20 protein-coding genes are annotated in these 22,539 nt (G+C 71.5%); 17 read left to right on the forward strand and 3 right to left on the reverse strand.

The genetic code is table 11. The features are described from left to right. Positions 1 to 28 precede the first annotated feature (28 nt). The 3 genes from F4553_RS31795 to F4553_RS31805 all read left to right on the forward strand — a co-directional run bounded on the left by F4553_RS31795 (position 29) and on the right by F4553_RS31805 (position 5,156). Positions 29 to 1,075 (forward strand): adenosine deaminase, encoded by a 1,047-nt coding sequence (locus tag F4553_RS31795; RefSeq protein ID WP_184843530.1) that lies wholly within the window; start codon positions 29 to 31, stop codon positions 1,073 to 1,075. 74 nt (positions 1,076 to 1,149) lie between these two features. After that, positions 1,150 to 4,209, forward strand: coding sequence for a putative bifunctional diguanylate cyclase/phosphodiesterase (locus F4553_RS42610; protein WP_221470560.1), 3,060 nt, complete (start codon positions 1,150 to 1,152; stop codon positions 4,207 to 4,209). Between the two features lie 200 nt (positions 4,210 to 4,409). Next, entirely contained in the window at positions 4,410 to 5,156 is a 747-nt protein-coding gene (locus tag F4553_RS31805; RefSeq protein WP_184843536.1) for an SDR family NAD(P)-dependent oxidoreductase, read from the forward strand. Positions 5,157 to 5,258: 102 nt separating this feature from the next. On the opposite strand, the gene F4553_RS31810 is transcribed toward F4553_RS31805, so the two are convergent. Then, complete coding sequence (locus F4553_RS31810) at positions 5,259 to 6,746, reverse strand: phosphatidylglycerol lysyltransferase domain-containing protein (protein WP_312875465.1); 1,488 nt, start codon at positions 6,744 to 6,746, stop codon at positions 5,259 to 5,261. Between the two features lie 2 nt (positions 6,747 to 6,748). Next, positions 6,749 to 7,795 carry an NAD-dependent epimerase/dehydratase family protein gene (locus F4553_RS31815; protein ID WP_184843541.1) on the reverse strand — a complete coding sequence of 349 codons (1,047 nt, stop codon included), beginning with the start codon at positions 7,793 to 7,795 and terminating at the stop codon, positions 6,749 to 6,751. Positions 7,796 to 7,908: 113 nt separating this feature from the next. Here F4553_RS31815 and F4553_RS31820 point away from each other — a divergent pair, with 113 nt between their 5' ends. From F4553_RS31820 to F4553_RS31885, 14 genes are all read left to right on the forward strand, one after another. Beyond that, positions 7,909 to 8,562, forward strand: a complete 654-nt coding sequence (locus tag F4553_RS31820) for a glycosyltransferase family 2 protein (RefSeq protein WP_184843544.1) — start codon at positions 7,909 to 7,911, stop codon at positions 8,560 to 8,562. Beyond that, positions 8,559 to 9,173: a TIGR04282 family arsenosugar biosynthesis glycosyltransferase gene (locus tag F4553_RS31825; protein WP_184843547.1), complete on the forward strand. Its 615-nt coding sequence runs from the start codon at positions 8,559 to 8,561 to the stop codon at positions 9,171 to 9,173. The genes F4553_RS31820 and F4553_RS31825 overlap by 4 nt, the downstream gene beginning before the upstream one ends. Then, a complete protein-coding gene (locus tag F4553_RS31830) occupies positions 9,170 to 9,814 on the forward strand; it encodes a class I SAM-dependent methyltransferase (protein ID WP_184843550.1) in 645 nt (214 codons plus the stop codon). Before F4553_RS31825 ends, F4553_RS31830 begins: the two co-directional genes overlap by 4 nt. Further along, a complete protein-coding gene (locus F4553_RS31835) occupies positions 9,790 to 10,920 on the forward strand; it encodes a molybdopterin-dependent oxidoreductase (protein ID WP_184843553.1) in 1,131 nt (376 codons plus the stop codon). Before F4553_RS31830 ends, F4553_RS31835 begins: the two co-directional genes overlap by 25 nt. Then, positions 10,917 to 11,366 carry a hypothetical protein gene (locus tag F4553_RS31840; protein ID WP_184843555.1) on the forward strand — a complete coding sequence of 150 codons (450 nt, stop codon included), beginning with the start codon at positions 10,917 to 10,919 and terminating at the stop codon, positions 11,364 to 11,366. Before F4553_RS31835 ends, F4553_RS31840 begins: the two co-directional genes overlap by 4 nt. Continuing rightward, on the forward strand, positions 11,363 to 12,166 hold the full coding sequence (locus F4553_RS31845) for an S-methyl-5'-thioadenosine phosphorylase (protein WP_184843558.1): 804 nt from the start codon (positions 11,363 to 11,365) through the stop codon (positions 12,164 to 12,166). Before F4553_RS31840 ends, F4553_RS31845 begins: the two co-directional genes overlap by 4 nt. Before the next feature lie 102 nt (positions 12,167 to 12,268). Further along, positions 12,269 to 13,132 carry a serine hydrolase gene (locus tag F4553_RS31850; protein ID WP_184843561.1) on the forward strand — a complete coding sequence of 288 codons (864 nt, stop codon included), beginning with the start codon at positions 12,269 to 12,271 and terminating at the stop codon, positions 13,130 to 13,132. 104 nt (positions 13,133 to 13,236) lie between these two features. Further along, positions 13,237 to 15,255, forward strand: coding sequence for a threonine--tRNA ligase (gene thrS, locus F4553_RS31855; protein ID WP_184847166.1), 2,019 nt, complete (start codon positions 13,237 to 13,239; stop codon positions 15,253 to 15,255). After that, positions 15,236 to 15,781: an HIT family protein gene (locus tag F4553_RS31860; RefSeq protein WP_184843564.1), complete on the forward strand. Its 546-nt coding sequence runs from the start codon at positions 15,236 to 15,238 to the stop codon at positions 15,779 to 15,781. Before thrS ends, F4553_RS31860 begins: the two co-directional genes overlap by 20 nt. Before the next feature lie 37 nt (positions 15,782 to 15,818). Further along, entirely contained in the window at positions 15,819 to 16,529 is a 711-nt protein-coding gene (locus tag F4553_RS31865) for a VOC family protein (protein WP_184843567.1), read from the forward strand. 154 nt (positions 16,530 to 16,683) lie between these two features. Continuing rightward, on the forward strand, positions 16,684 to 17,496 hold the full coding sequence (locus F4553_RS31870) for a polysaccharide deacetylase family protein (protein WP_184843570.1): 813 nt from the start codon (positions 16,684 to 16,686) through the stop codon (positions 17,494 to 17,496). 220 nt (positions 17,497 to 17,716) lie between these two features. Next, on the forward strand, positions 17,717 to 18,484 hold the full coding sequence (locus F4553_RS31875) for a class I SAM-dependent methyltransferase (protein WP_184843573.1): 768 nt from the start codon (positions 17,717 to 17,719) through the stop codon (positions 18,482 to 18,484). 188 nt (positions 18,485 to 18,672) lie between these two features. Next, complete coding sequence (locus F4553_RS31880) at positions 18,673 to 19,383, forward strand: ABC transporter ATP-binding protein (protein WP_184843576.1); 711 nt, start codon at positions 18,673 to 18,675, stop codon at positions 19,381 to 19,383. Beyond that, entirely contained in the window at positions 19,373 to 20,110 is a 738-nt protein-coding gene (locus F4553_RS31885; RefSeq protein ID WP_184843579.1) for an ABC transporter permease, read from the forward strand. The genes F4553_RS31880 and F4553_RS31885 overlap by 11 nt, the downstream gene beginning before the upstream one ends. A 78-nt stretch (positions 20,111 to 20,188) precedes the next feature. Here F4553_RS31885 and F4553_RS31890 read toward each other — a convergent pair whose 3' ends face one another. Continuing rightward, the gene (locus F4553_RS31890) at positions 20,189 to 22,339 is read right to left on the reverse strand and encodes an elongation factor G-like protein EF-G2 (protein WP_184843581.1); all 2,151 of its coding nucleotides are present in this window, start codon (positions 22,337 to 22,339) and stop codon (positions 20,189 to 20,191) included. Positions 22,340 to 22,539: the final 200 nt, after the last annotated feature.

Genomic DNA, 22,539 nt, shown 5'->3' on the forward strand with positions numbered 1-22,539 from the left:
GGGACCGCGTCCCGCTAGGATCTCTCGCGTGGGTGACCTGACCGAATACATCGCCGGCCTGCCGAAGGCCGAACTGCACGTGCACCACGTCGGATCGGCGTCGCCGAAGATCGTCGCGGAGCTCGCCTCGCGCTATGAGGGGACGACCACCGTCCCGGCCGATGAGACGAAGCTCGCGGAGTACTTCACCTTCACCGACTTCCGCCACTTCATCGAGCTCTACCTCAACGTGGTGGACCTGATCCGCGATCCACAGGACATCTACACGCTGACCTATGAGGTCGCCGGGGAGCTGCACCGGCAGGCCGTGCGCTATGCCGAGCTGACCTGCACGCCCTACTCCAGCATGAAGCGGGGGATCCAGGGCGCCGCCTACTGCGAGGCGATCGAGCAGGCCCGCTCCGACGCCCGCCGGGACTGGGGCATCGAGCTGCGCTGGTGCTTCGACATCCCCGGCGAGTCCGGCATCTACGCCGCCGAGCAGACACTGCAGGTCGCGCTCGACCAGCGCCCGGACGGGCTCATCTCCTTCGGCCTCGGCGGCCCCGAGATCGGCGTGCCGCGACCGCAGTTCAAGCCCTTCTTCGACGTGGCGCGGGCCGAGGGGCTGCGCAGCGTGCCGCACGCGGGCGAGACGACCGGGGCGCAGACGGTCTGGGACGCGATCGAGGCGCTCGGCGCCGAGCGGATCGGGCACGGCATCCGGTCGATCGAGGACCCCAAGCTCGTCGACTACCTCGCCGACAACCAGATCCCGCTGGAGGTCTGCCCGACCTCCAACATCCGCACCCGGGCCGTCGCGACCCTCGCGGAGCACCCGCTCGCCGCGCTCGTCGCCGCCGGGGTGCCGATCTCCATCAACTCGGACGACCCGCCGATGTTCGGCACGACCCTGTGCCGGGAGTACGCCGTCGCGGCCGAGCTGCTCGAGCTCAACACGGTCGGCGTGACGGAGCTGGCCCGGGCCGGTGTCCGCCACTCCTTCCTCGCCGAGGAGGGCCGGCAGGCGCTGCTCGCCGAGATCGACGCCTACGAGATCAACTGGTACGCCGAGGGGCGCGATCCGCGGCACTGACGCTCTGAGCAGCCGAAAGGCCGTGTCCGCCCCGCCCGGTATGTCATGATTCATGCGTCCGGGTCGGGGGGAGCGTGTCCACACGTAGGTTGATGATCGCGTACGCCGCGTGGATGCTCGCCCTCTCGGTGGCGTTCTACGCTGCCCCCGAGCAGCACCTCCTCATCTGGGGTGCGGTCGGCGTCAGCAGCGCGGCGGCGGTCCTGTTCGGCGTCTACCGCTACCGGCCGCGCCGCCGCTGGCCGTGGTACCTCATCGCGGCGGCGATCCTCGTCTTCTGCGCCGGAGACGCGACCTACAACATCCTCACCCAGTACCGCGGCTACTCCAACCCCTATCCGTCGCTCGGCGACGCCTTCTACCTCGCGATGTTCCCGCTGCTCGGGGCCGGAGTCTGGGGGCTGTCGCGCAGCGGTGCGGCCGGGCGGGACCGCGGCTCGGCGATCGACGCGTTCATCTTCACCGCCTCGTTCAGCCTGCTCTGGTGGATCTTCCTGATCGGGCCGCACGTCTCCAACCCGGACCTCACCACGCTGCAGCGCATGGTCTCCATCGCCTACCCGATCGGCGACATCCTCATCCTCGCCACGGTCGGCCGGCTCGTCGCCATGGTCCGCTTCTCCCCGACGGTCGTCATGCTCACCATCGGCGGCATCAGCCTGCTCATCACCGACGTGATCTACGGCCTGATCCAGCTGCACGGCGACTGGGCGGTCGGCGGGCCCGTCGACGCCGGGTGGCTGCTCTTCTACGGGCTCTGGGGCGCCGCCGCGCTGCACCCGTCGATGGCCGAGCTCACCGAGCCCCGGATCGTCCGGCCCCGTGCCCCGAGCCGCCGCCGCCAGATCATCCTGTCGCTGATGGCGCTGATCCCGCCGATGGTCCTGCTCGTCGAGGTCGTCGACGGCGAGGTCCGGCACGGATCGGCGATCGCGATCATCGGGATCGTCGCCACCGGGCTCGTACTCGTCCGGCTGCTCGTGCTGCTGGACGCCTACCGTCGCGGTGCGCTGCGGGCCGACGGCGTACGCAAGGCGAGTGCCGCCCTCGTCTCCGCCGACGACGTGGACGGGGTCATCGACGGGCTGCGCGGCGCGGTCTCCAAACTCGTCGCCGACGGCGAGAAATACCGGCTCGCGGTGGTGATGAACGACGGCACCTGCCCCGAGCTCTTCACCGAGATGATCGGCCGCGACACCCAGGTGCGCTACACCTCCTCCCTGCCCGATCGGGTCGGCACGGCGCTCGGCGGCTTCGAGGTCACCCTCGTCTGCCCGCTCGCCCTCGACGACCGGCCGATGGGCGACCCCGTCATCGGCGTACTGCTGATCGGGGCACCCGAGGCATCACTCGGCTACCTCCAGGCGCCGATGGAGGTGATGGCCTCGCAGGCGGCCCTCGCCATCGAGCGGATCACCCTCAGCGGCGAGATCATCCGCCGCAACAGCGAGCAGTATTTCCGCACCCTGGTGCAGAACACCGCCGACGTGATCCTCATCGTCGAGCCCGGCACCCACACGATCCGCTACGCCAGCCCGTCGGCGGAGCAGTTCCTCGGCTCGGCCGAGATCGTCGGCATGCACCTGGAGGACCTGGTCCAGCCCGAGCCGGGTGCCGCCCGCGCCGAGCTGTCGCTGAACGTGGTGGGCGATGAGGCGTACGAGGCGGATTGGTCGATCGTCCGCAAGGACGGCTCGCAGGTGCAGGCGCAGGTCTCCGCCCGCGACCTCACGGCGGAGCCGACCGTGGCCGGCATCGTGGTGACGCTGCGCGACGTGACCGAGGAGCGGCGGATGGCCGCGGAGCTCACCCACCGGGCCTTCCACGACTCGCTCACCGGCCTCGCCAACCGGGTCTTCTTCCAGGAGCGGCTCGCCGCCGCCACCGAGCGGGCCCAGGGCAGCGGCAACACGCTCGGCATCCTCTTCCTCGACATCGACGACTTCAAGGCGGTCAACGACACCTTCGGGCACGACTACGGCGACCGGCTGCTCGCCGCGGTCGGGCAGCGGCTCGCCAGCGTGGTCCGCGCGCAGGACACCGCCGCCCGCCTCGGCGGCGACGAGTTCGCCGCCCTGATCGAGGAGGCGCCGAACGCCACCGCCGTCGAGGAGGTCGCCAACCGGATCGTCACCGTGCTCTCCGAGCCCTTCGTCATCGACGGCCGCCTCGTCTCCGGCGTCTCCAGCATCGGCGTCGCCACCTCGACCGGCTCCATCCCGGGCAAGGACCTGCTGCGCCAGGCCGACCTCGCCCTCTATGTCGCGAAAGGCGAGGGCAAGGGGCGGTGGAAGCGCTACCAGCCGGAGCTGCACGCGGCCTTCGTCGAGAAGCTGGAGCTGCGGTCGGCACTCGACCAGGCGCTGGCCCGCTCCGAGTTCATCCTCGAATACCAGCCGATCATCACCCTGAGCACCGGCGCGACGGCCGGGTTCGAGGCCCTGCTGCGCTGGGACCACCCGACCCGGGGCCGCCTGCTGCCGGGCGAGTTCATCGAGGTCGCCGAGGAGTCCGGGCTGATCGTCCCGCTCGGCGGGTGGGTCCTCGCCCAGGCGATGGCGGCGGCGGTCCGCTGGCAGCTCGTCGCCGGAGCCGCCGAGCAGGGCGCGCCGTGGCACGCGGCCCCCTATGTCAGCATCAACGTCTCCGTCCGGCAGTTCCGCACGCCGGGGTTCGTCGCGAGCGTGCGGGACGCGCTCACCTCCTCGGGCCTCTCACCCCGGCGGCTGATGCTGGAGATCACCGAGAGCCTGCTGCTGCGCGACGACGACCAGGTCTGGGGTGACCTCGCGGAGCTGCGCAAACTCGGCATCCGGGTGGCGATCGACGACTTCGGCACCGGTTACTCGTCGCTGAGCTACCTGCGGCACGTGCCGCTCGACGTGGTGAAGATCGACCGGCTCTTCACCAGCGGCATCACCTCCTCCACCCAGCAGGCCGCACTCGTCGACGGCATCGTGCGGCTCGCGCACACGCTCGGGCTGGCGGTGATCGCCGAGGGCATCGAGTCGTCCGCCGAGCGGGACCTGCTGGAACGCATCGGCTGCGCCTATGGGCAGGGGTTCCTCTTCGCCCGCTCGCTCAGCTTCGTCGCGACGGAGGAGTGGGTGGCGGCTCGGCAGGGCGCCTCCTGATGGTGATCGCGTTGTCCGGGAGACAGTCCCGTCGGGGGCGGGTGAGGGGCCGGGTTCCGGGGAACAACGCGATCGTGGGCTTTGGCTCTGCTCACACGGGCGCAGCACCCGGCGTGTTGCGCCGGTGTAAGCAGAGCAAAGCATCGTTCCCGCCCACACCGGGTAGGGGTAGGTGAGCCGAACGGAGAGGACGATCAACGATGTTGCTGGAACGCAAGGTGGCCGTGGTCTACGGCGCCGGATCCATCGGAACGGCGGTGGCGAGCGCCTTCGCCCGTGAGGGCGCCAGGGTCTTCCTCGCCTCGCGGAAGGAGGAGACGCTGCGCCGGTCCGCCGACCGGATCAGCGCGGCGGGCGGCACCGCCGAGACCGCCGTCGTCGACGCGCTCGACCAGCAGGCGGTCACCGACTTCGTCGACGGGGTCGCCCGGCGGGCCGGCGCGGTCGACATCTCCTGCAACGTCATCGGGGTCGGCGACGTGCAGCAGCCGCTGCTGGAGATCTCGGTCGGCGACTTCCTCCAGCCGATCCGGACCGCGATGCGGTCGCAGTTCATCACGACCAGGGCGGCCGCGCCACACATGATCAGCCAGGGCGGCGGCGTGGTCATCACCTTCGGCGGTTCCGGCCCGCAGACCATCGCCGGCCTGGGCGGGTTCAAGGTCTCGCTCGACGCGATGGAGGGCCTGCGCCGTCAGTGGGCCATCGAACTGGGCCCGCACGGCATCCGCGTCGTCACCCTCAAGTCCGGCGGAATAGCGGAGTCGCTGCCGCCGGAGATGCCCGAGGCCGCCGCGATCACCGAGGCGCTGACGAAGGATACGCAGCTGGGGCGTACCGCGACGCTGGCGGATGTCGGCAACGTCGCAGCCTTCGTCGCGTCCGACCACGCCCGCACGATCACCTCCACCGAGGTCAACATCTCCTGCGGCGCGATCGTCGACTGAGCTCGTCACTGTCTGGTGTGGATGATCGCGTTGTTTCCGGGAAACAGGCCCCTGCGGGTGGCTCTGAGCGGCTGGTTTCCGGGAAACAGCGCGATCATGCCGCTACCAGATCGTGTAGAGCAGGTGGTTGACGCTCAGCGCCGTCACCGCCTGCACCGTGAGCCACCAGCGGTGCGACCTGGACGGCAGCAGCGCAACTGCCGGCAGCAGCCAGATCGTGAACGGAAGCCAGATCCGCTCCACCTCGGCCTTGCTCATCCCGGACAGGTCGGCGGCCATGATCGCGACGAGCCCCGCGACCGGCAGCACCCACACCGCCATAGGACCAACTCTTGAAGAGTTGCGACGATCGTGGCCCTGCCCCGGGACGCGGTCGTGGCCTCGCCCCGGGACGCGATCGTGGTCCCGCCGCGGGGCGCGGTCGTGGACCCATCCCGGGATGTGGTCGTGGACCCAGGCCATGGCGGGGAGGAGGGCCCGGCGCACGGCCACGATCACCGCTGGACCGGCGGCGAGCACCAGGCAGGCGAGGTTGGCCCAGACCCAGTAGGCGTAGGAGCGTTCGTTCGCCACGCCCTGGTAATACCGCTCGACGACCAGGTGGTAGCCGTCGAGCCACCAGAATCCGGCGAGCGCGAACCCGGCCACGACCACCGCGGCACCGCCCAGCGCCCAGCCGATCAGCGTCCAGCGGCGGGTGAGCAGCACCATCGCGAGCGCCGGGAACGCGATGAGGACGAGTCCATAGGAGAGGAAGAGCGTTGCGCCGAGCACCAGCCCGGCCGCGACACCGAGCACGGGACCCCCGCGCCCGGGCCGGGTCGCGGCGGCGGCGAGCAGGGTCAGCCCGACCACCGCGACACCCATGAAGAGCCCGTCGGCCGAGGCGCCGACCCAGATCGCGCCGGGGAAGAGCACCGTGAACGGTACGACCGCCCGGGCGCGCTCCTCGCCGTCGAGCAGGCGTACGGTGAGCGGCACCCCGACCGCCGCGACCGCGCCGACCAGCACGCAGACGATGGCAGCCCAGGCTCCGCCGCCGAGCCCGATCCGGTCGAGGCCGACGAAGAGCAGGGTGATGCCCGGCGGGTGCCCGGAGACGTGGGTGCCCCAGGAGTCGGGCTGGAAGTCGAGGATGTGATCGGTGAAGCCGCGCAGCATGGCGCCCGCGTCGGTGATCCGGGGTACGTCGTGGAGGTATTCGGAGTCGGTGGTGAGCCGGTCCGCGAAGCCCACCTTCCACCCGTCGATCATGGCCAGCGCCATCGTCCACGCGAGCGCACCGAGGTAGGCGGCGCCGAGCAGCGCCACCCAGCCCATCCGCCGGGCGAGTGCCGGGCCGACCCCGATGACCAGCACGGCGATCGCGACGGCGAAGACCGATCCGGTGTCGGCGTGCGGCATCCACGCGGCGTAGATCGGCGGCGACATCGTGTAGACGGGGTGCCCGGCCCGGTTGAGCAGCACTCCGACGACGGCTGCCGCGCCGACGAGCGCGAGGCACGCGGCCAGCGTGATCAGGTCGGCGGCGGCGACGGCGCGGGTCGACGGGCGGGCAGCCTGCTCGGACGAGGTCAAGCCGACGGCCACCATCAGCTCCGCAGTCCCGCCGCGGCGAACTCGGTGAGCCCGGCCCGGAAGTCGATCCGCGCGGCGAAACCCAGCTCGTGCCGGGCCCGGGCGGGGGAGGCGACGACGTGGCGTACGTCGCCGGCCCGGAACCGACCGGTGACGATCGGCGGCGGCCCGGCCATCACCTCGGCGAGGGAGCCCGCCATCTCGCCGACCGTGGTGACGTGTCCCGACGCGACGTTGTAGGCGCGCAGCCCCGTCATCGAACCGGTCGCGGCGGCGAGCGCGGCGACGTTGGCGGCCGCGACATCGCGGACGTGCACGAAGTCCCGGCGCTGGCCGCCGTCCTCGAAGACCTGGGGTGCGTCGCCGCGCTCCAGCGCCGACCGGAAGATCGCCGCCACCCCCGAGTAGGGCGTGTCGCGGGGCATGCGGGGGCCGTAGACGTTGTGGTACCGCAGGGCGACGGCGGCACCACCGACGGCGTGGGCCCAGGCGCTCGCGAGGTGCTCCTGCGCCAGCTTCGTCGCGGCGTAGACGCTGCGGGGATCGAGCCGGGCGTCCTCGTCGACGAGCCCCGGCACCAGGAACTCGCCGCACCGGGGGCAGCGGGGTTCGAACCGCCCGGCGGCGAGGTCGGCGGTGTCGCGGGGCGCCGGTGCGAGCGGGCCGTCGACCGGGCAGGCGTAGGCGCCCTCGCCGTAGACGACCATGGAGCTCGCCAGGACCAGGGAGCCGACGCGGTGCCGGGTCATCGCGGCGAGCAGGACGGCGGTGCCGAGGTCGTTGCAGCCGACATACTCCGGCAGGTCGGCCATGTCGACGCCCATCCCGACCATCGCGGCCTGGTGCACCACCGCGTCGACGCCCGGCAGCAGCTCGTCGAGGATGTCGGGGTCGCGGATGTCGCCGAGGCGCAGCACGGCACCGTCCGGTGTGGGCGGTTGCTCGCGGTGGGCGTACGGGTGCACGGAGTCGAGGATCGCGACGTCGTGGCCGTCCGCGACGAGTGCCTCGGTGACGTGGGAACCGATGAAGCCCAGGCCACCGGTGACGAGGATGCGCATGGTCACAACCTAGGTGCCTCGGACGTGCGAAGTGTGGAGGCGTTCGCAGTTTGTAAGGAAACACTGCGAGTTGGTAAGAATTTAGACCCTTGATCACGGATACGGTCGAGCCCGTGATTGATGTCGTCCTGCCCTGCCTCAACGAAGCGGCCGCGTTGCCGCTGGTGCTGACCCGGCTCCCCGAGGGGTTCCGCGCGATCGTCGCCGACAACGGCTCCACAGACGACTCCGCCCGGGTCGCCGCCGACCTCGGCGCCACCGTCGTCTCGGTGCCCCAGCGCGGCTTCGGCGCCGCCGCCCACGCGGGGCTGGAGGCGGCGACCGCCGAGGTGGTCTGCTTCCTCGACGCGGACGGCTCCTTCGACCCCGCGCAGCTGGTCCGGGTCGCCGAGCCGGTCGATCGGGGTGACGTCGACCTGATGCTCGGCCGCCGCCGCCCGACCACCCGGGGCGCCTGGCCGCCGCACGCCCAGGCCGCCAACGCGCTGCTCTCCTGGCGCCTGCGCCGCACCCTCGGCATCGACATCCACGACCTCGGCCCGATGCGGGCAGTCCGCCGCCGCCCACTGCTCAACCTCTACCTGCGCGATCGGCGCTTCGGCTACCCGCTGGAGATGATCATCATGGCGGCGCGGGCGGGCTGGGACATCCGCGAGGTCGACGTGGACTACGCCCCGCGCGCCGCCGGAACGAAGTCCAAGGTCACCGGCACGGTGAAGGGGACCCTGCGGGCGGTCCGCGACATGAGCAAGGTGCTCGCCCGATGAGCGCCCGGATCCTGGTCCTCGCCAAGGAGCCGGTCCCGGGCCGGGTCAAGACCCGCCTCTGTCCACCCTGGACGCCGGAGCAGGCGGCCACCCTCGCCGCCGCGGCGCTCGCCGACACGATCGAGGCGGTCGACGCCACCCCGGCCGCCGACCGGGTGCTCGTCATCGACGGTGACTGGCCCGTCCCGGACGGCTGGCTCACCGTCCCGCAGTGCGCCGGCGGGCTCGACGAGCGCATCGCCGCCGCCTTCGCCGACACCCGCGAGCCGGGTACGCCGACGCTGCTCATCGGCATGGACACCCCGCAGGTCACGCCGGAGCTGCTGACGGCGGCCGTGGCGGGGCTCGACGGGTCGGACGCGATGCTCGGCCCGGCCGCCGACGGGGGGTGGTGGGCGCTGGCCCTGCGGGAACCCGGCGACGCGAGGCTGCTGGTGGGCGTACCCACCTCGGTTTCCGAGACCGGCGAGCTGACGCTGCGCGCGCTGCGCGCGGGCGGACTGAGCGTGGGTCTGCTGCCCGAACTGCTCGACGTGGACACCGCCGAGGACGCCCACGCCGTCGCCGGGCTGATCCCGGCGAGCAGGTTCGCGCAGGCGGTGGCCCGATGAAGGCCGCGATGGGCGTCTACGCCGCGGCGCTGCACCGGGCCGAGCGGGGCGTCGACTGCGCGCTGTGGCTCACCACCGCCGACGGCGTGCCGCTCAAGGAGATGGACCCCGCCGCGTGGTACGCCGAGCTCACCGACGGCGACATCACCGTGGTGACCCGCTGCGGCGGACCGACGATCGACATCGGCTGCGGGCCGGGCCGCCTCACCGCCGCCGTCTCCGACCTGGGCGTCGTGGCGCTCGGTATCGACATCAGCCCCGACGCGGTCCGCCTCGCCGAGGCCCGGGGCGCCTGGGCGCTGGAACGCTCGGTCTTCGATCCGCTGCCGGGGGAGGGCGACTGGGCGCACGCGCTGCTCATCGACGGCAACCTCGGCATCGGCGGCGACCCGCGCGGGCTGCTGCGCCGCTGCGCCCAGCTGCTGCGCCCGTCGGGAACGGTGCTCGTGGAGGTGGAACCCCCCGGTACGCCGACCTGGCACGGCAACGTGGCGATCAGCGACGCGTGGCGGACCAGCGAGGTCTTCGCCTGGTCGATCGTGGGCGTGGACCGCATCCCGGAGCTCGCCGCCGACGCGGGCCTGCGCGTCGCCGACATCTGGACCGAGGAGGGGCGATGGTTCTCAAGCCTGCAGAACTGAGCAGGGCCTTCACCTCCAGGCTGCGCTCGCCGAAGCTCACCAGCCAGCTCGGCCTCCTGCTCGGCCTCGCGATCGGGATCTGCCTCGGCACCGGCTATCTCAGCCACGCGATCCAGCATCCGCCGGAGTGGTTCTCCTGGCCGTCGCGGCCGGTCAACCTCTACCGGATCACGCAGGGCCTGCACGTCGCGACCGGGCTCGCCGCGATCCCGCTGCTCGCGGCGAAGCTGTGGTCGGTCTATCCGAAGCTGTTCCGCTTCCCGCCGTTCCGCAGCGTGGTGCACGCGATCGAGCGGCTCAGCCTGATCGTGCTGGTCGCGGGCGCGATCTTCCAGCTCACGACGGGCATCCTCAACATCGCCCGGTGGTACGACCCGATGGGCTTCTTCTTCACCGTCGCCCACTACTGGACCGCGTGGATCACCGTCGGTGCCCTGCTCGTCCACATCGGGGTGAAGCTGCCGATCATCCGGCGGGCGCTGGCCGCGACCCCCCGGCAGGCGCCGACGACCGGCCTGACCCGGCGCGGCCTGCTCGCCTCGGTCGGTGCGGCGGTCGGCGTCGTCACCCTCGCCACGGTCGGCCAGACCTTCCGCCCGCTCGCGGGCATCTCGCTGCTGGCACCGCGCGACCCGCGCGTGGGCCCGCAGGGCCTGCCGGTCAACACGTCCGCGCGGGTCGCCGGGGTCCAGGTCGACCCCAAGACCTACACCCTGGCGGTACGCGGACCGGCGCGCGAGCTGACCCTCACCCTCGACGACCTCACCGCGATGGCGCAGGCCGACGCGGAGCTGCCGATCACCTGCGTGGAGGGCTGGAGCGCCACCGCGCACTGGTCCGGGGTCCGCATCCGCGACCTGGTCCGCGCGGTCGGCGGCGACGACACCTCGCAGGTGACGGTGCGCTCGCTGCAGGAGATCGGCTTCTACACCTCGTCGATCGTGGCGCCGCCGCACGCCAAAGACCCGCTGACGCTGCTGGCGCTGCGGATCAACGGCGAGCCGCTGCACCCCGACCACGGCTTCCCGTGCCGGCTGATCGCCCCGAACCGGCCTGGCGTCATGCAGACCAAGTGGATCGCCTCGATCATCGTGGAGCAGCCGTGAAATGGATCCGAGGCCTCCTCGTCGTGGCCGGCGTCTGGATGGTGGTCCACGCCGTCCGGGGTGTCTACGCCGGGCTCGGCGGCCAGGACCTCTTCCATTACGTCCGGTATCTCCTCGGTGCGTGGCTCCTCAACGACCTGGTCCTCGTACCGATAGTCATCGGCCTGGGCTTCGTGGCGACGCGCTGGCTGCCACCGTGGGCCAAGCCCTACGCCCAGGGCGCCCTGCTCTGCGCCCTGTCCGTCGTCATCGTCGCCTATCCGCTGCTCACCGGGCACGGCAAGGCGTCGGACAACCCGTCGGCGCTGCCCCGCAACTACTGGGTCGGCCTGCTCGTCACGCTCGCCGCGATCGGCGCGGTCGCGACCGGACTCGCTCTCAGGGCCAACTCTTCAAGAGTTGGTGCTAAGAAGGCGGAGCCACCCCGATCCCTGGAGGACTCATGATCGCCCCCGACGTCGCCGTCATCGGCGGCAGCGGCTTCTACTCCCTGCTCGACGGTGCCGAGGAGGTCGTCGTCGAGACGCCCTTCGGCGCGCCGTCGGACGCCGTCACCGTCGGCACGGTCGGCGAGCGGCGGGTCGCCTTCCTGCCCCGGCACGGGCGGGACCACAGCGTGCCGCCGCACCGGATCAACTACCGGGCCAACCTGTGGGCGCTGCGCAGCCTCGGCTGCCGCCAGGTCCTCGCACCGTGCGCCGTCGGCGCGCTCGACCCCGCCCTGGTGCCGGGGACGATCGTCCTGCCCGACCAGGTGGTCGACCGCACCACCGGCCGCGAGCAGACCTTCTTCGACACCGGCGCGGTGCACGTACCCTTCGCCGACCCCTACTGCGCGACCGGCCGGGGCACGGTCGCGGCGGTGGCGTCCCGGTCGGACCGCCCGGCCGTGGAGCGGGGCACGATGGTGGTGATCCCCGGCCCCCGTTTCTCGTCCCGAGCCGAATCCCGCTGGTACGCCGCCCAGGGCTTCACGCTCGTCAACATGACCGGGCTGCCCGAGGCGGCGCTCGCCCGGGAGCTGGCCCTGTGCTACACGGCGATCGCCCTCGTCACCGACCTCGACGCCGGGATCGACGGCGGTCACGAGTCGGTGAGCCAGGCCGAGGTGTTCCGGGTCTTCGCCGAGAACACCGAGCGGCTGCGGGCGATGGTCCTCGACGTGGTGACGGAGTTGCCGACCGATCGGACGTGCGCCTGCGCCGACGCCCACGAGGGGATCACGCTGCCGTTTCCGCTGCCCTGAACCGCCCGGCGGGTCGGTTGTCGGGCGCGGCCGGTGTGATGATGGATACGTGGTGAGCAGGGCACCCAGGCGATCCCCAGATTTCCGGGGCACCTTTGGATCATGCAAAGGCGCATCCTGGTCGGCGTACCGTCGGCGATTTTGGCAGTGGCACTCGCCGGCGGCGTCGGACACGCCCTCGTGACGCGGACCGACGAGACCGGCGAGCTCAGCTCGGCGCCCGTGCGCGAGCGGGCCGCCGCCGTGACCCAGGAGAAGGCGCCCGAGGCGGAGGTGCCGAAGGCGCCGACCGTCGCCGTGGCGACGAAGGCCGACACCTGGTTCTCCTGGCAGCTCATCGACACCGCGACCGGGACGAGCTCCGGATCGGCGAACGCGGCCGACCAGACCAACAACACCGAGTCGATGATCAAGGCGTGGATCGGAACCGACTACATCGCCGCCGCCGACGCGCAGGGGCGCGCACTCACCGCCGAGGAGAAGGCGCTGATCACCAAGATGATCAGGTTCTCCGACGATGCCGCCGCACAGACCCTCTACCTGCGGCAGGGCGGCGACGAGGTGATCGAGCGGCTGATCAGCGAGGCGAAGCTCACCGGGACGACGGTCACCGAGAGCTGGTGGTCCAAGACGCAGATGACCGCGCTCGACGCGACCCGGATGATGACCTACATCCTGCAGCGGGCCGAGGCGTCCGCGCAGACGGCGTGGCTGGTGGGATTGATGCGCGATGTCGACCCGAGCAACGCGTTCGGCATCCCCGAGGTGCTCCCGGCGGCCGCGGACCCGGCGGTGAAGAACGGCTGGACCGCGCACGAGTCCACCGGCCTGTGGAACGTCAACAGCCTCGCCGCCTGGGACGGCAAGATCCTGGTGGTGATGACGCACTACCCGGTCGCCTACGGACAGGCCTACGGCGAGCAGCTCATCCGAGATGTCGCGTCCGACCTCCTGCCCTCGCTCTAGTGGCGGGCGCTCGGAGTGGGGGACGGGCGCGGCGATAGCATCGTCAACGCCGGACAAACCGAACTGAGGAGATCATCGTGAGTGCTGTGCCCGTACCCGCTGCTGTGGCCGACCCCGTCGTCGTCCCGGCCGGGACGACGGCCGCGGCCGCGGTGGCCGCCGCCGGATTGCCGACCAGCGGACCGAAGGCGATCGTCGTCGTCCGCGACGGCGAGGGCCGCCTGCGCGACCTCTCGTGGACACCCGACGCCGAGGCGTCCGTCGAGCCCGTCTCGATCGACTCGCCCGACGGCCTCGACGTGCTGCGCCACTCGACCGCGCACGTGCTGGCCCAGGCCGTGCAGGACATCTTCCCCGAGGCGAAGCTCGGCATCGGGCCGCCGATCGACAACGGCTTCTACTACGACTTCTCGGTCTCCCGGCCGTTCAACCCGGAGGACCTCGCGAAGCTCGAGTCCCGGATGCAGGAGATCATCAAGTCCGGGCAGACCTTCCACCGGCGGCGCTTCGACTCCCTCGACGAGGCGAAGGCCGAGCTGGCCGACGAGCCCTTCAAGCTGGAGCTCGTCGACATCAAGGGCGATGTCGACTCCGACGTGATGGAGGTCGGCGGCGGCGAGCTGACGATCTATGACAACCTCGACGCCAAGTCCGGCGAGCGCTGCTGGGGCGACCTGTGCCGCGGCCCGCACCTGCCGTCGACCCGCTTCATCGCCGCCTTCAAGCTGATGCGCTCGGCCGCCGCCTACTGGCGCGGTTCGGAGAAGAACCCGCAGCTCCAGCGCGTCTACGGCACCGCGTGGCCGAGCCGCGACCAGCTCAAGGCGCACCTGGCGATGCTGGAGGAGGCGGCCAAGCGCGACCACCGCAAGCTCGGCGCGGACCTCGACCTCTTCAGCTTCCCCGACGAGATCGGCTCCGGCCTCGCGGTCTTCCACCCCAAGGGCGGCATCATCCGCCGGGAGATGGAGGCATATTCGCGGCAGCGCCACGAGCAGGCCGGATACGAGTTCGTCAACACCCCGCACATCAGCAAGGCGCAGCTCTTCGAGACCTCGGGCCACCTGCCCTACTACGCCGACACGATGTTCCCGCCGATGCAGCTCGAGGGCGCGGACTATTACCTGAAGGCGATGAACTGCCCGATGCACAACCTGATCTTCAGGTCGCGCGGGCGGTCCTACCGCGAGCTGCCGCTGCGCATGTTCGAGTTCGGCACGGTCTACCGCTATGAGAAGTCCGGCGTCGTGCACGGCCTGACCCGGGTGCGCGGCCTGACCCAGGACGACTCGCACATCTACTGCACCAAGGAGCAGGCGCCCGGCGAGCTCAGCGCCCTGCTCGACTTCGTGCTCAACCTGCTCAAGGACTACGGCCTCAACGACTTCTACCTGGAGCTGTCGACCAGGGACGACTCGCCGAAGTTCATCGGCGCCGACGAGGACTGGGCCGAGGCGACCGAGGCGCTGCGTACCGCCGCCGAGGCCTCCGGTCTGGAGCTCGTCCCCGACCCGGGCGGCGCGGCGTTCTACGGCCCGAAGATCAGCGTGCAGGCGCGCGACGCGATCGGCCGCACCTGGCAGATGTCGACGATCCAGGTCGACTTCAACCAGCCGGCCCGGTTCGGGCTGGAGTACCAGGCAGCCGACGGTACGCGTCAGCAGCCGGTCATGATCCACCGTGCCCTGTTCGGGTCGATCGAGCGGTTCTTCGGCGTGCTCACCGAGCACTACGCCGGTGCGTTCCCGGCGTGGCTGGCACCCGTCCAGGTGGTCGGCATCCCGATCCGCTCCGACGAAGAGGCCGGACACCTCGCCCACCTCGCCGCGTTCGTCGCCCAGCTGCGCGAGCACGGCATCCGGGCCGAGGTCGACGCCTCCGACGAGCGGATGCAGAAGAAGATCCGCACCGCGCAGCAGCAGAAGATCCCGTTCATGGCGCTCGCCGGTGACCAGGATGTCGCCGACGGCACGGTCTCCTTCCGCTACCGCGACGGCTCGCAGCGCAACGGCGTCGCGATCGACGAGGCGGTGGCCCACGTCGTCGAGATCGTCCGGTCCCGCGTCAACGTCGGGCCGAGCGCACCCGCCGCGCCCGCCGCGGATGAGCCGGTCGCTTCGTGAGCGTGGCTTCGCGGGCGTGGACCTCGTGAGCGTCGGGGAGCCGGACGGGCTGGAACGGCTCTGGACACCCTGGCGGTTGTCCTATGTGGCTGGACCGGAGACGCCCGGCTGCCCCTTCTGCGCGGCACCGGGCAGTGACGAGCACGGGCTGATGGTGGCGAAGGGGGAGACCGTCTTCGCCATCCTCAACCGCTTCCCCTACAACCCCGGGCACCTGCTGATCTGCCCCTACCGGCACGTCGCCGACTACACCGAGATCACGGCGGCGGAGACGGCGGAGCTGGCGTCGTTCACCCAGACGGCGATGCGGGTGGTCCGGGCGGTCTCCAACGCGCACGGGTTCAACCTCGGGATCAACCAGGGCGGAGTCGCCGGGGCGGGGATCGCCGCGCACCTGCATCAGCACGTGGTGCCGCGCTGGGGCGGCGACGCCAACTTCCTGCCGGTGATCGGGCGGACGAAGGCGCTGCCGCAGCTGCTCACCGACACCCGTGACCTGCTCGCCGAGGCCTGGCACACCGCCTGACCGTCGGGTGTCGTACGGCTGGGGCAGGATCGGATCCATGATTGGTTCTCTCTACTCCACCGTGCTCGACTCGCCCGACATCAAGGGCTCGGCGGCGTTCTACGCCGAGCTGGCCGGGCTGTCCGAGCACTACGCGGACGACAACTGGGTCACCCTCCTCACCAAGGAGGGCTGGCGGGTGTGCTTCCAGCGCGCCGACGACCACGTGTCGCCACGGTGGCCGGACCCGGCCGCGCCGCAGCAGTTCCACCTCGACTTCCGCTTCCCCGACATGGCGGCGGGCGTCGAGCGCGCGATCGAGCTGGGCGCCACCCGGCTGCCCGGCGGCGGCGAGACCTGGACGGTCCTCGCGGACCCGGCGGGCCACCCGTTCTGCGTGTGCCAGGGCGAGCCCGGCAGCGAGATCCAGCTCGCCGACGTGGCGATCGACTGCCCGGATGCGGCCGCGCTGGCGGGCTTCTACTCGGAGCTGCTCGGCCTGCCCGTGACCTGGGAGGGTGAGGGCGGCGGTGCGATCGGTGCCGACGGCAAGCTCAGCGTGATCTTCCAGCAGGTCGAGACCTACAACCCGCCGCAGTGGCCCGACGCGGCCCACCCCCAGCAGTACCACCTCGATGTCAAGGTCACCGACATCGAGGAGGCGGAGCCGAAGGCGCTCGCGCTCGGCGCGACGAAGCTGCCGGGCGGTGGCGAGGACTTCCGGGTCTACGCCGACCCGGCCGGCCACCCGTTCTGCCTCATCTGGTGACCGCAGCCCGAGTCTGAAACGAGATCAATATCACCCGATCGGCTGGAAGGTGTACTTTCGGCCGATCGGGTAGGTGAGGATTCTCCTGAAGAACGATTCACATAGCGGCGGCGGATGTCACCGTTACGTGCGGAATCGGGGATCGGGGGATCGAATGGCTGTGTCGCGGCGTGGACTGCTGCTGGGCAGTGCGCTGACGGCGACGGGTGCCGCCGTGGGCGCGACCGCGCACCTCATCCCATCCCTGTTCGGTCCGGACCGGCTCCCGCTCGACGGCGGCTACGCCCCGGCGGGCAACGCCGACGACTGGACCCCGCGCGGGCAGATCCGCACCATCTGGCATGTGCCGACCGATCAGCCGCTCGTCGCGCTCACCTTCGACGACGGCCCGATGCCGGACTGGACGCCCCGGGTGCTCGACGCTCTCGACAAGGCCGACGCGCCCGCGACCTTCTTCATGGTCGGGCAGAACCTGCGCCGGCACGCCGACCTCGTCAAGGGCCGGCTCGGGCGCCACGAGGTCGGCAATCACACCTGGGAGCACAAGGACCTCGCCAAACGCGACGAGGCCTCCGTGCGCAACCAGCTCGTCCGCTGCCACGAGGCGATCCGCGAGGTCACCGGCCAGACCGCGACGCTGCTGCGGCCGCCGTGGGGCCACCTGGGCGGCTCGACGCTGACCGTCGCCGACACGATGGACTACGACGTGGTGATGTGGTCCTACCGGATGCCGGAGGACCGGTTCCGGACCAACCCGGCGGGCATCGTCGACGATGTGGCGGCCTGCGTGCGGCCCGGGACGATCATGCTGGCGCACGACACCGGGCCTGCCGACCGGCTCGTCACGATCGACAACCTGGGCGAGATCATCAAGGCCGTCAGGGGCAAGGGCATGCGGCTCGTCACGGTCTCCGAACTGCTCGCGGCGGGCACGACCGCCTCGCCGGGCAGCGGATCGAAGAAGTGACGCCGGCCGCTCCCGTGATCTTCGCCGGTGCCACGCGATCATGTTGATGGAATTCAATCTTCCGTCGCCACTTCGCCTCTGCTAACGTTCTGTCATCCATCGACGACGGTGCGCGTCGCGATGCGGGTGAGCAGCCCGCCGAGGAGGAGGTGATGTCCATGTCGGCCACCTCCGGCCAGGTGGGCGCCCCGGGACTCCCGCCGACCCCGCCCGCCCCCCGATGGGAGTAGCCGTCACGCTGCAGGCCACGGCCCTCGTCGCCGCCGCCTGCCGGGCCGAGGAGGCGAGCCAGCCCCTGCCGCGCCTGCACGACCCGTTCGCCGAGCTCTTCACCGCCGACCTCACCGGGTCGGCGCAGGCGCTGCTCGCCGCGGGGCGCGAGGAGGTCGTGCACCGCACGCTCGTCATCGACACGATCGTCAGCGATGAGGTACGCCGCACGCCCGGCCTCACCGTGGTGAACCTCGGTGCGGGGCTCTGCACCCGGCCCTACCGGCTGGACCTCTCCACGTGCCGGGAGGTGGTCGAGGTGGACGCCGCCGCGACCCTGAACCGCAAGGCGGCTGCCCTCGCCGAGCACGAGCCCACCTGCTCGGTGCGCCGCATCGACGCCGACATCCGCGACCTGCCCGACCTCGGCGTCACCGGCCCGATCCTCGTCGTCACCGAGGGCCTGCTCGTCTACCTCGACGCGGCCGAGCTGACCGCGCTCGCGGGGACCCTCGCCCGGCTGCCCGGCGTTCTCGGCTGGGTCGCCGACGTCGTCTCGGCCGACTCCGCGCAGGCGATGGGGGTGACGACCGGCCGGGTCGGTGCGGGGTTGACGATCACGGGCCTCGCCTCGCTGGACCCGATCGAGAGCGCCGGTTGGACGGTCACCGACCACCGGCTGCTGTCGTCGACCCGGTCCGCCGCCCATGCGCCACCGGCCGGGAGCGCTCCTGCCGCCCGCCGCGTCATCGACGGGGTCCTGCTCCTGCGCCCGTGACTCCGCTCGCTGGCCGGTCGAGCGCCGTTTTGTTCCGGGTGATCTCTCGCCGTGTGCGGAGATCTGCGTGCGGCGCCTCGCAGGTGGTCGAGCCATCGGCGCGTCCGGCATGGTGGAGTCATGTGTCGAACATATGTTCTATCTCCGGATGGTGCGCCGCTGTGCCCGGTCGAGGCGGGGAGGCGGAGATGATCGTGGTCGAGGACGTGACGATCCGCTACGGCGCCGTCCCCGCCGTCGACGGGGTGAGCCTGACGGTCGAGCGCGGGGAGATCGTCGGGATCATCGGTCCCGTCGGCTCCGGCAAGACCGCGCTGCTCGAGTGCGTCGAGGGCACCAGGAGCCCCGACAGCGGCAGGGTCCGGGTGGGCGGCGTCGACCCGCACGCCGACCGTACCCACATGTCGGTGATCGCCGGGGTCGCGCCGGCGGGCGTGAAGTACCCGGGCCGTGCCTCGGTCGGTGACATCTCCAAGCTCTTCGCCGGCTTCTACCCCGGCGGGATCGACCACCTCGAGCTGCTGGAGCGGTTCGGTCTCGCCGACCGGCTCCGCCGGTCGCCCAACCGGCTGACGCCGCCGGAGAAGCAGCGATTCGCCCTGGTCATGGCGTTGCTCGGCGATCCGCAGGTGGTCTTCGCCGACGACCTGCACCTCGACGAGGACGGCATCATCGCCGAGCAGCTCCGCCGCTGCGCCCGCGAGGGCCGCACGATCCTGCTCGCCTCGCACCACCTCGCCGAGGCCGAGGCGCTCTGCGACCGGGTCGGCGTGCTCGTCGACGGTGGCCTGGCCGCCCTCGACACCCCGTGGACGATCATCCGCGACCATGCCGGCGGCGGCACCACGCTCGCCGACGCCTACCTCGCCCTGACCGGAGAGCCGGCCCATGTTCACTAGTGTCCTGGCGTTCGAGTCCAAGCGGATGCTCCGCAACATCCCGTCGATCTTCTTCGGCGTGCTGCTCCCCACGATCCTGTTGGTGATCTTCGCCGGGCCGTACGGCAACGAGCCCGCCGAGGTGTTCGCCGGTGCCGGGTCGGTCGACATCGCCGTACCCCGATATGCGGGTTTGGTCCTTGCCTGTGCCGGAATGGTGAGCTTCCTGATCGGTCTCGTCGACTACCGGGCGAAGGGCTTCCTGCCCCACCTGCGGCTCGCACCGGGCCAGCCGAAATACTTCATGCGGGCACAGGTGCTGGTCAACGGCGTGGTCGGCCTCGCCGGGCTGCTCCTGCTCATCGGGTGGGGCGCGATCGCCTACGACCTGCACGCGCCCGCCCACCCGGTGGCCTTCGCCGGGATCGTCGCGCTCGCGGGCGCCGCCATGTTCGCCATCGGTATGTTCTTCGCGGCGGTGCTGCGCCACGACGGGCTCGCCATCCTCGTCGCCAACGTGCTGCACCTGGTGATGATCTTCTGGAGCGGCGCGGCGATCCCGACCGAGTTCATGCCGGACTCCGCCCACAAGCTCGGCGAGCTGCTGCCGCTCACCTACGCCGTGCGGGCGATGGAGTGGGCGTGGCTCGACCGGGGCGGCGACGCGCTCGGTGCCGACCTCGGCGTGCTGGTCGGCACCGTGGTGGTCTGCGGGGCGGTGTCGATCTGGCGGTACCGCTGGAAGTAGCGCGCGCCGGGCACATAGGAGCACGCCTCTGCCGAGTTCGTCGGGCGACCGCCCCGGTGGCGGTCGCCCGGCGGCGGCTCACGCGTGGTGGGCCGCTTTCGCCTGGTCGGCGAGGTGGCCCGGCATCGGGTCGTAGCGCAGGAAGGCGCGGCGGAAGGTCCCCGCACCGGCCGTCATCGACCGCAGCTCGATCAGGTAGCGCAGCAGCTCCGTCGCGGGCACCTCGGCCCGCACGACGGTCCGCTCGCCGCCGTCGGACTCCGAGCCCAGCACCCTGCCGCGCCGTCCGGACAGGTCGCTCATCACCGCACCGACGTAGTTGTCGGGCACCGTGATCGTCACCTCGTCGACCGGCTCCAGCAGGGTCACCGTGCCGTGCTCGGCCGCGTCGCGCAGCGCCAGCGAGCCCGCCGTCTGGAACGCCGCGTCCGAGGAGTCCACGCTGTGCGCCTTGCCGTCGACGAGGGTCACCCGCAGGTCCACCACGGGATACCCGGCGACGATGCCCTTGCCCGCCTGCGCCCGCACGCCCTTCTCGACGCTGGGGATGAGGTTGTGCGGCACCGCCCCGCCGACGACCCTGTCCTGGAATTCGAAGCCGGCGCCGCGGGGGAGCGGTTCGACGATGATGTCGCAGACGGCGTACTGGCCGTGGCCGCCGGACTGCTTGACGTGGCGGCCGTGGCCGTTGGCGTCGGCGGCGAAGGTCTCCCGCAGGGCGACCCGGACCGGTTCGGTGGCGAGCTCGACACCGCCTGCGCGGAGCCGGTCGAGCACCACCTCGGCGTGCGCCTCACCCATGCACCAGAGCACCAGCTGGTGGGTCTCCGGGTTGCGCTCCATCCGCAGCGTCGGGTCGCCCGCCGTGAGCCGGGCCAGGTTCTTGGCGAGCGCGTCCTCGTCGGCCCGCGTCCTCGGCACGACCGCGACCGGCAGCAGCGGCTCGGGCATCGCCCACGGCGCCATCAGCAGCGGCGACTCCTTCGCGGAGATCGTGTCGCCGGTCTCCGCCGACGGCGACTTGGTGATGGCGCAGATGTCGCCGGCGAAGCAGAGGTTCACCTCGCGCAGGCTGGTGCCGAGCGGCGAGAAGAGGTGCGCCACGCGCTCGTCGGCGTCGTGGTCGGCGTGGCCCCGGTCGCTCCGCCCGTGCCCGGCGATGTGCACCGCGGTCTCCGGCCGCAGCGTGCCCGAGAAGACCCGGACCAGCGACACCCGCCCCACGTAGGGGTCGATCGTCGTCTTGACCACCTCGGCGACGAGCGGGCCGTCCGGATCGCACTCGATCGCCTCGCGCGGGTGCCCGGCGAGGTCGGTGACGGCGGGCAGCGGGTGCTCCAGCGGCGTCGGGAAGGCCGAGGTGAGCACCTCCAGCAGCACGTCGAGCCCGACCCCGGTGGTCGCGCAGACCGGCACCACGGGGTAGAAGTGCCCCCGTGCGACCGCCTTCTCCAGGTCGTCGACGATCGTCGCGAGGTCGATGAGGTCGCCGTCGAGGTAGCGGTCCATCAGCGTCTCGTCCTCGCTCTCGGCGATGATCGCCTCGATGAGCTCGTTGCGCGCCTCGTCGATCGCGGGCAGGTGCTCGGCGTCCGCTTCGCGTACCACGCCGGGGTGGCCGTCGCTGTAGTCGTGGACCCGCTGCGTGATCAGCCCGATCAGCCCGGCGACCGAGACGCCGTCGTCGCCGTGCATCGGCAGGTAGAGCGGCATCACGCCGTCGCCGAAGACCCGCTGGCAGAGCGCCACGGCCTCGTCGAAGTCGGCCCGGGGATGGTCCAGCCGGGCCACGGCGACCGCGCGGGGCATCCCCACGGCGGCGCACTCCTCCCACAGCGCCACGGTCGCCGCGTCCATCGGCTCGCCCGCGCTCACGACGAAGAGCGCCGTGTCCGCCGCCCGCAGCCCGGCTCGCAGCTCGCCGGTGAAGTCGGCGTAACCGGGGGTGTCCAGCAGGTTCACCTTGACGCCGTCGTGCAGCAGCGGCGCGCACGCCACCGCCACCGAGCGCTGCTGCTTCACCGCTGCCGGGTCCGCGTCGCAGACCGTCGAGCCCTCCGCCACCGAGCCCGGCCGGGTGATCACGCCCGAGGCCGCCAGCAGCGCCTCGACCAGCGTCGTCTTGCCCGCCCCCGAGTGCCCGACGAGCACCACGTTGCGTACGCCGTCCGGCCCCGCCACCACCGGCACCGGCCCGGTGAGCCCTCTATCGCCCTGCTTGCCTGCCATGTCTCCCAACCTCCTGGACCTGGGTCGATGCGGACAGATGTGCGCTACCTCACACCGATCCCACACCCGATACCCTCACAAAACAACCCCAACAAGAGGCCGACCGCCACACCACTCACATCGCCCGAGCGGCACGACACCACCACGACACCAGAGGACCAAACCGTCCAAGGCGACCGTCGAGCGTCATTGCGGGGAGA

Source organism: Allocatelliglobosispora scoriae (assembly GCF_014204945.1).
Classification (GTDB): domain Bacteria; phylum Actinomycetota; class Actinomycetes; order Mycobacteriales; family Micromonosporaceae; genus Allocatelliglobosispora; species Allocatelliglobosispora scoriae.

Excerpts from the sequence above, each read along its gene's own strand:
- F4553_RS31805 (WP_184843536.1), top strand. The coding sequence starts at position 4,410 with ATGTTGCTGGAACGCAAGGTGGCCGTGGTCTACGGCGCCGGATCCATC.
- F4553_RS31815 (WP_184843541.1), bottom strand. The coding sequence starts at position 7,795 with ATGCGCATCCTCGTCACCGGTGGCCTGGGCTTCATCGGTTCCCACGTC.
- F4553_RS31825 (WP_184843547.1), top strand. The coding sequence starts at position 8,559 with ATGAGCGCCCGGATCCTGGTCCTCGCCAAGGAGCCGGTCCCGGGCCGG.
- F4553_RS31830 (WP_184843550.1), top strand. The coding sequence starts at position 9,170 with ATGAAGGCCGCGATGGGCGTCTACGCCGCGGCGCTGCACCGGGCCGAG.
- F4553_RS31835 (WP_184843553.1), top strand. The coding sequence starts at position 9,790 with ATGGTTCTCAAGCCTGCAGAACTGAGCAGGGCCTTCACCTCCAGGCTG.
- F4553_RS31845 (WP_184843558.1), top strand. The coding sequence starts at position 11,363 with ATGATCGCCCCCGACGTCGCCGTCATCGGCGGCAGCGGCTTCTACTCC.
- F4553_RS31850 (WP_184843561.1), top strand. The coding sequence starts at position 12,269 with ATGCAAAGGCGCATCCTGGTCGGCGTACCGTCGGCGATTTTGGCAGTG.
- F4553_RS31860 (WP_184843564.1), top strand. The coding sequence starts at position 15,236 with ATGAGCCGGTCGCTTCGTGAGCGTGGCTTCGCGGGCGTGGACCTCGTG.
- F4553_RS31865 (WP_184843567.1), top strand. The coding sequence starts at position 15,819 with ATGATTGGTTCTCTCTACTCCACCGTGCTCGACTCGCCCGACATCAAG.
- F4553_RS31870 (WP_184843570.1), top strand. The coding sequence starts at position 16,684 with ATGGCTGTGTCGCGGCGTGGACTGCTGCTGGGCAGTGCGCTGACGGCG.
- F4553_RS31875 (WP_184843573.1), top strand. The coding sequence starts at position 17,717 with ATGGGAGTAGCCGTCACGCTGCAGGCCACGGCCCTCGTCGCCGCCGCC.
- F4553_RS31880 (WP_184843576.1), top strand. The coding sequence starts at position 18,673 with ATGATCGTGGTCGAGGACGTGACGATCCGCTACGGCGCCGTCCCCGCC.
- F4553_RS31885 (WP_184843579.1), top strand. The coding sequence starts at position 19,373 with ATGTTCACTAGTGTCCTGGCGTTCGAGTCCAAGCGGATGCTCCGCAAC.
- F4553_RS31890 (WP_184843581.1), bottom strand. The coding sequence starts at position 22,339 with ATGGCAGGCAAGCAGGGCGATAGAGGGCTCACCGGGCCGGTGCCGGTG.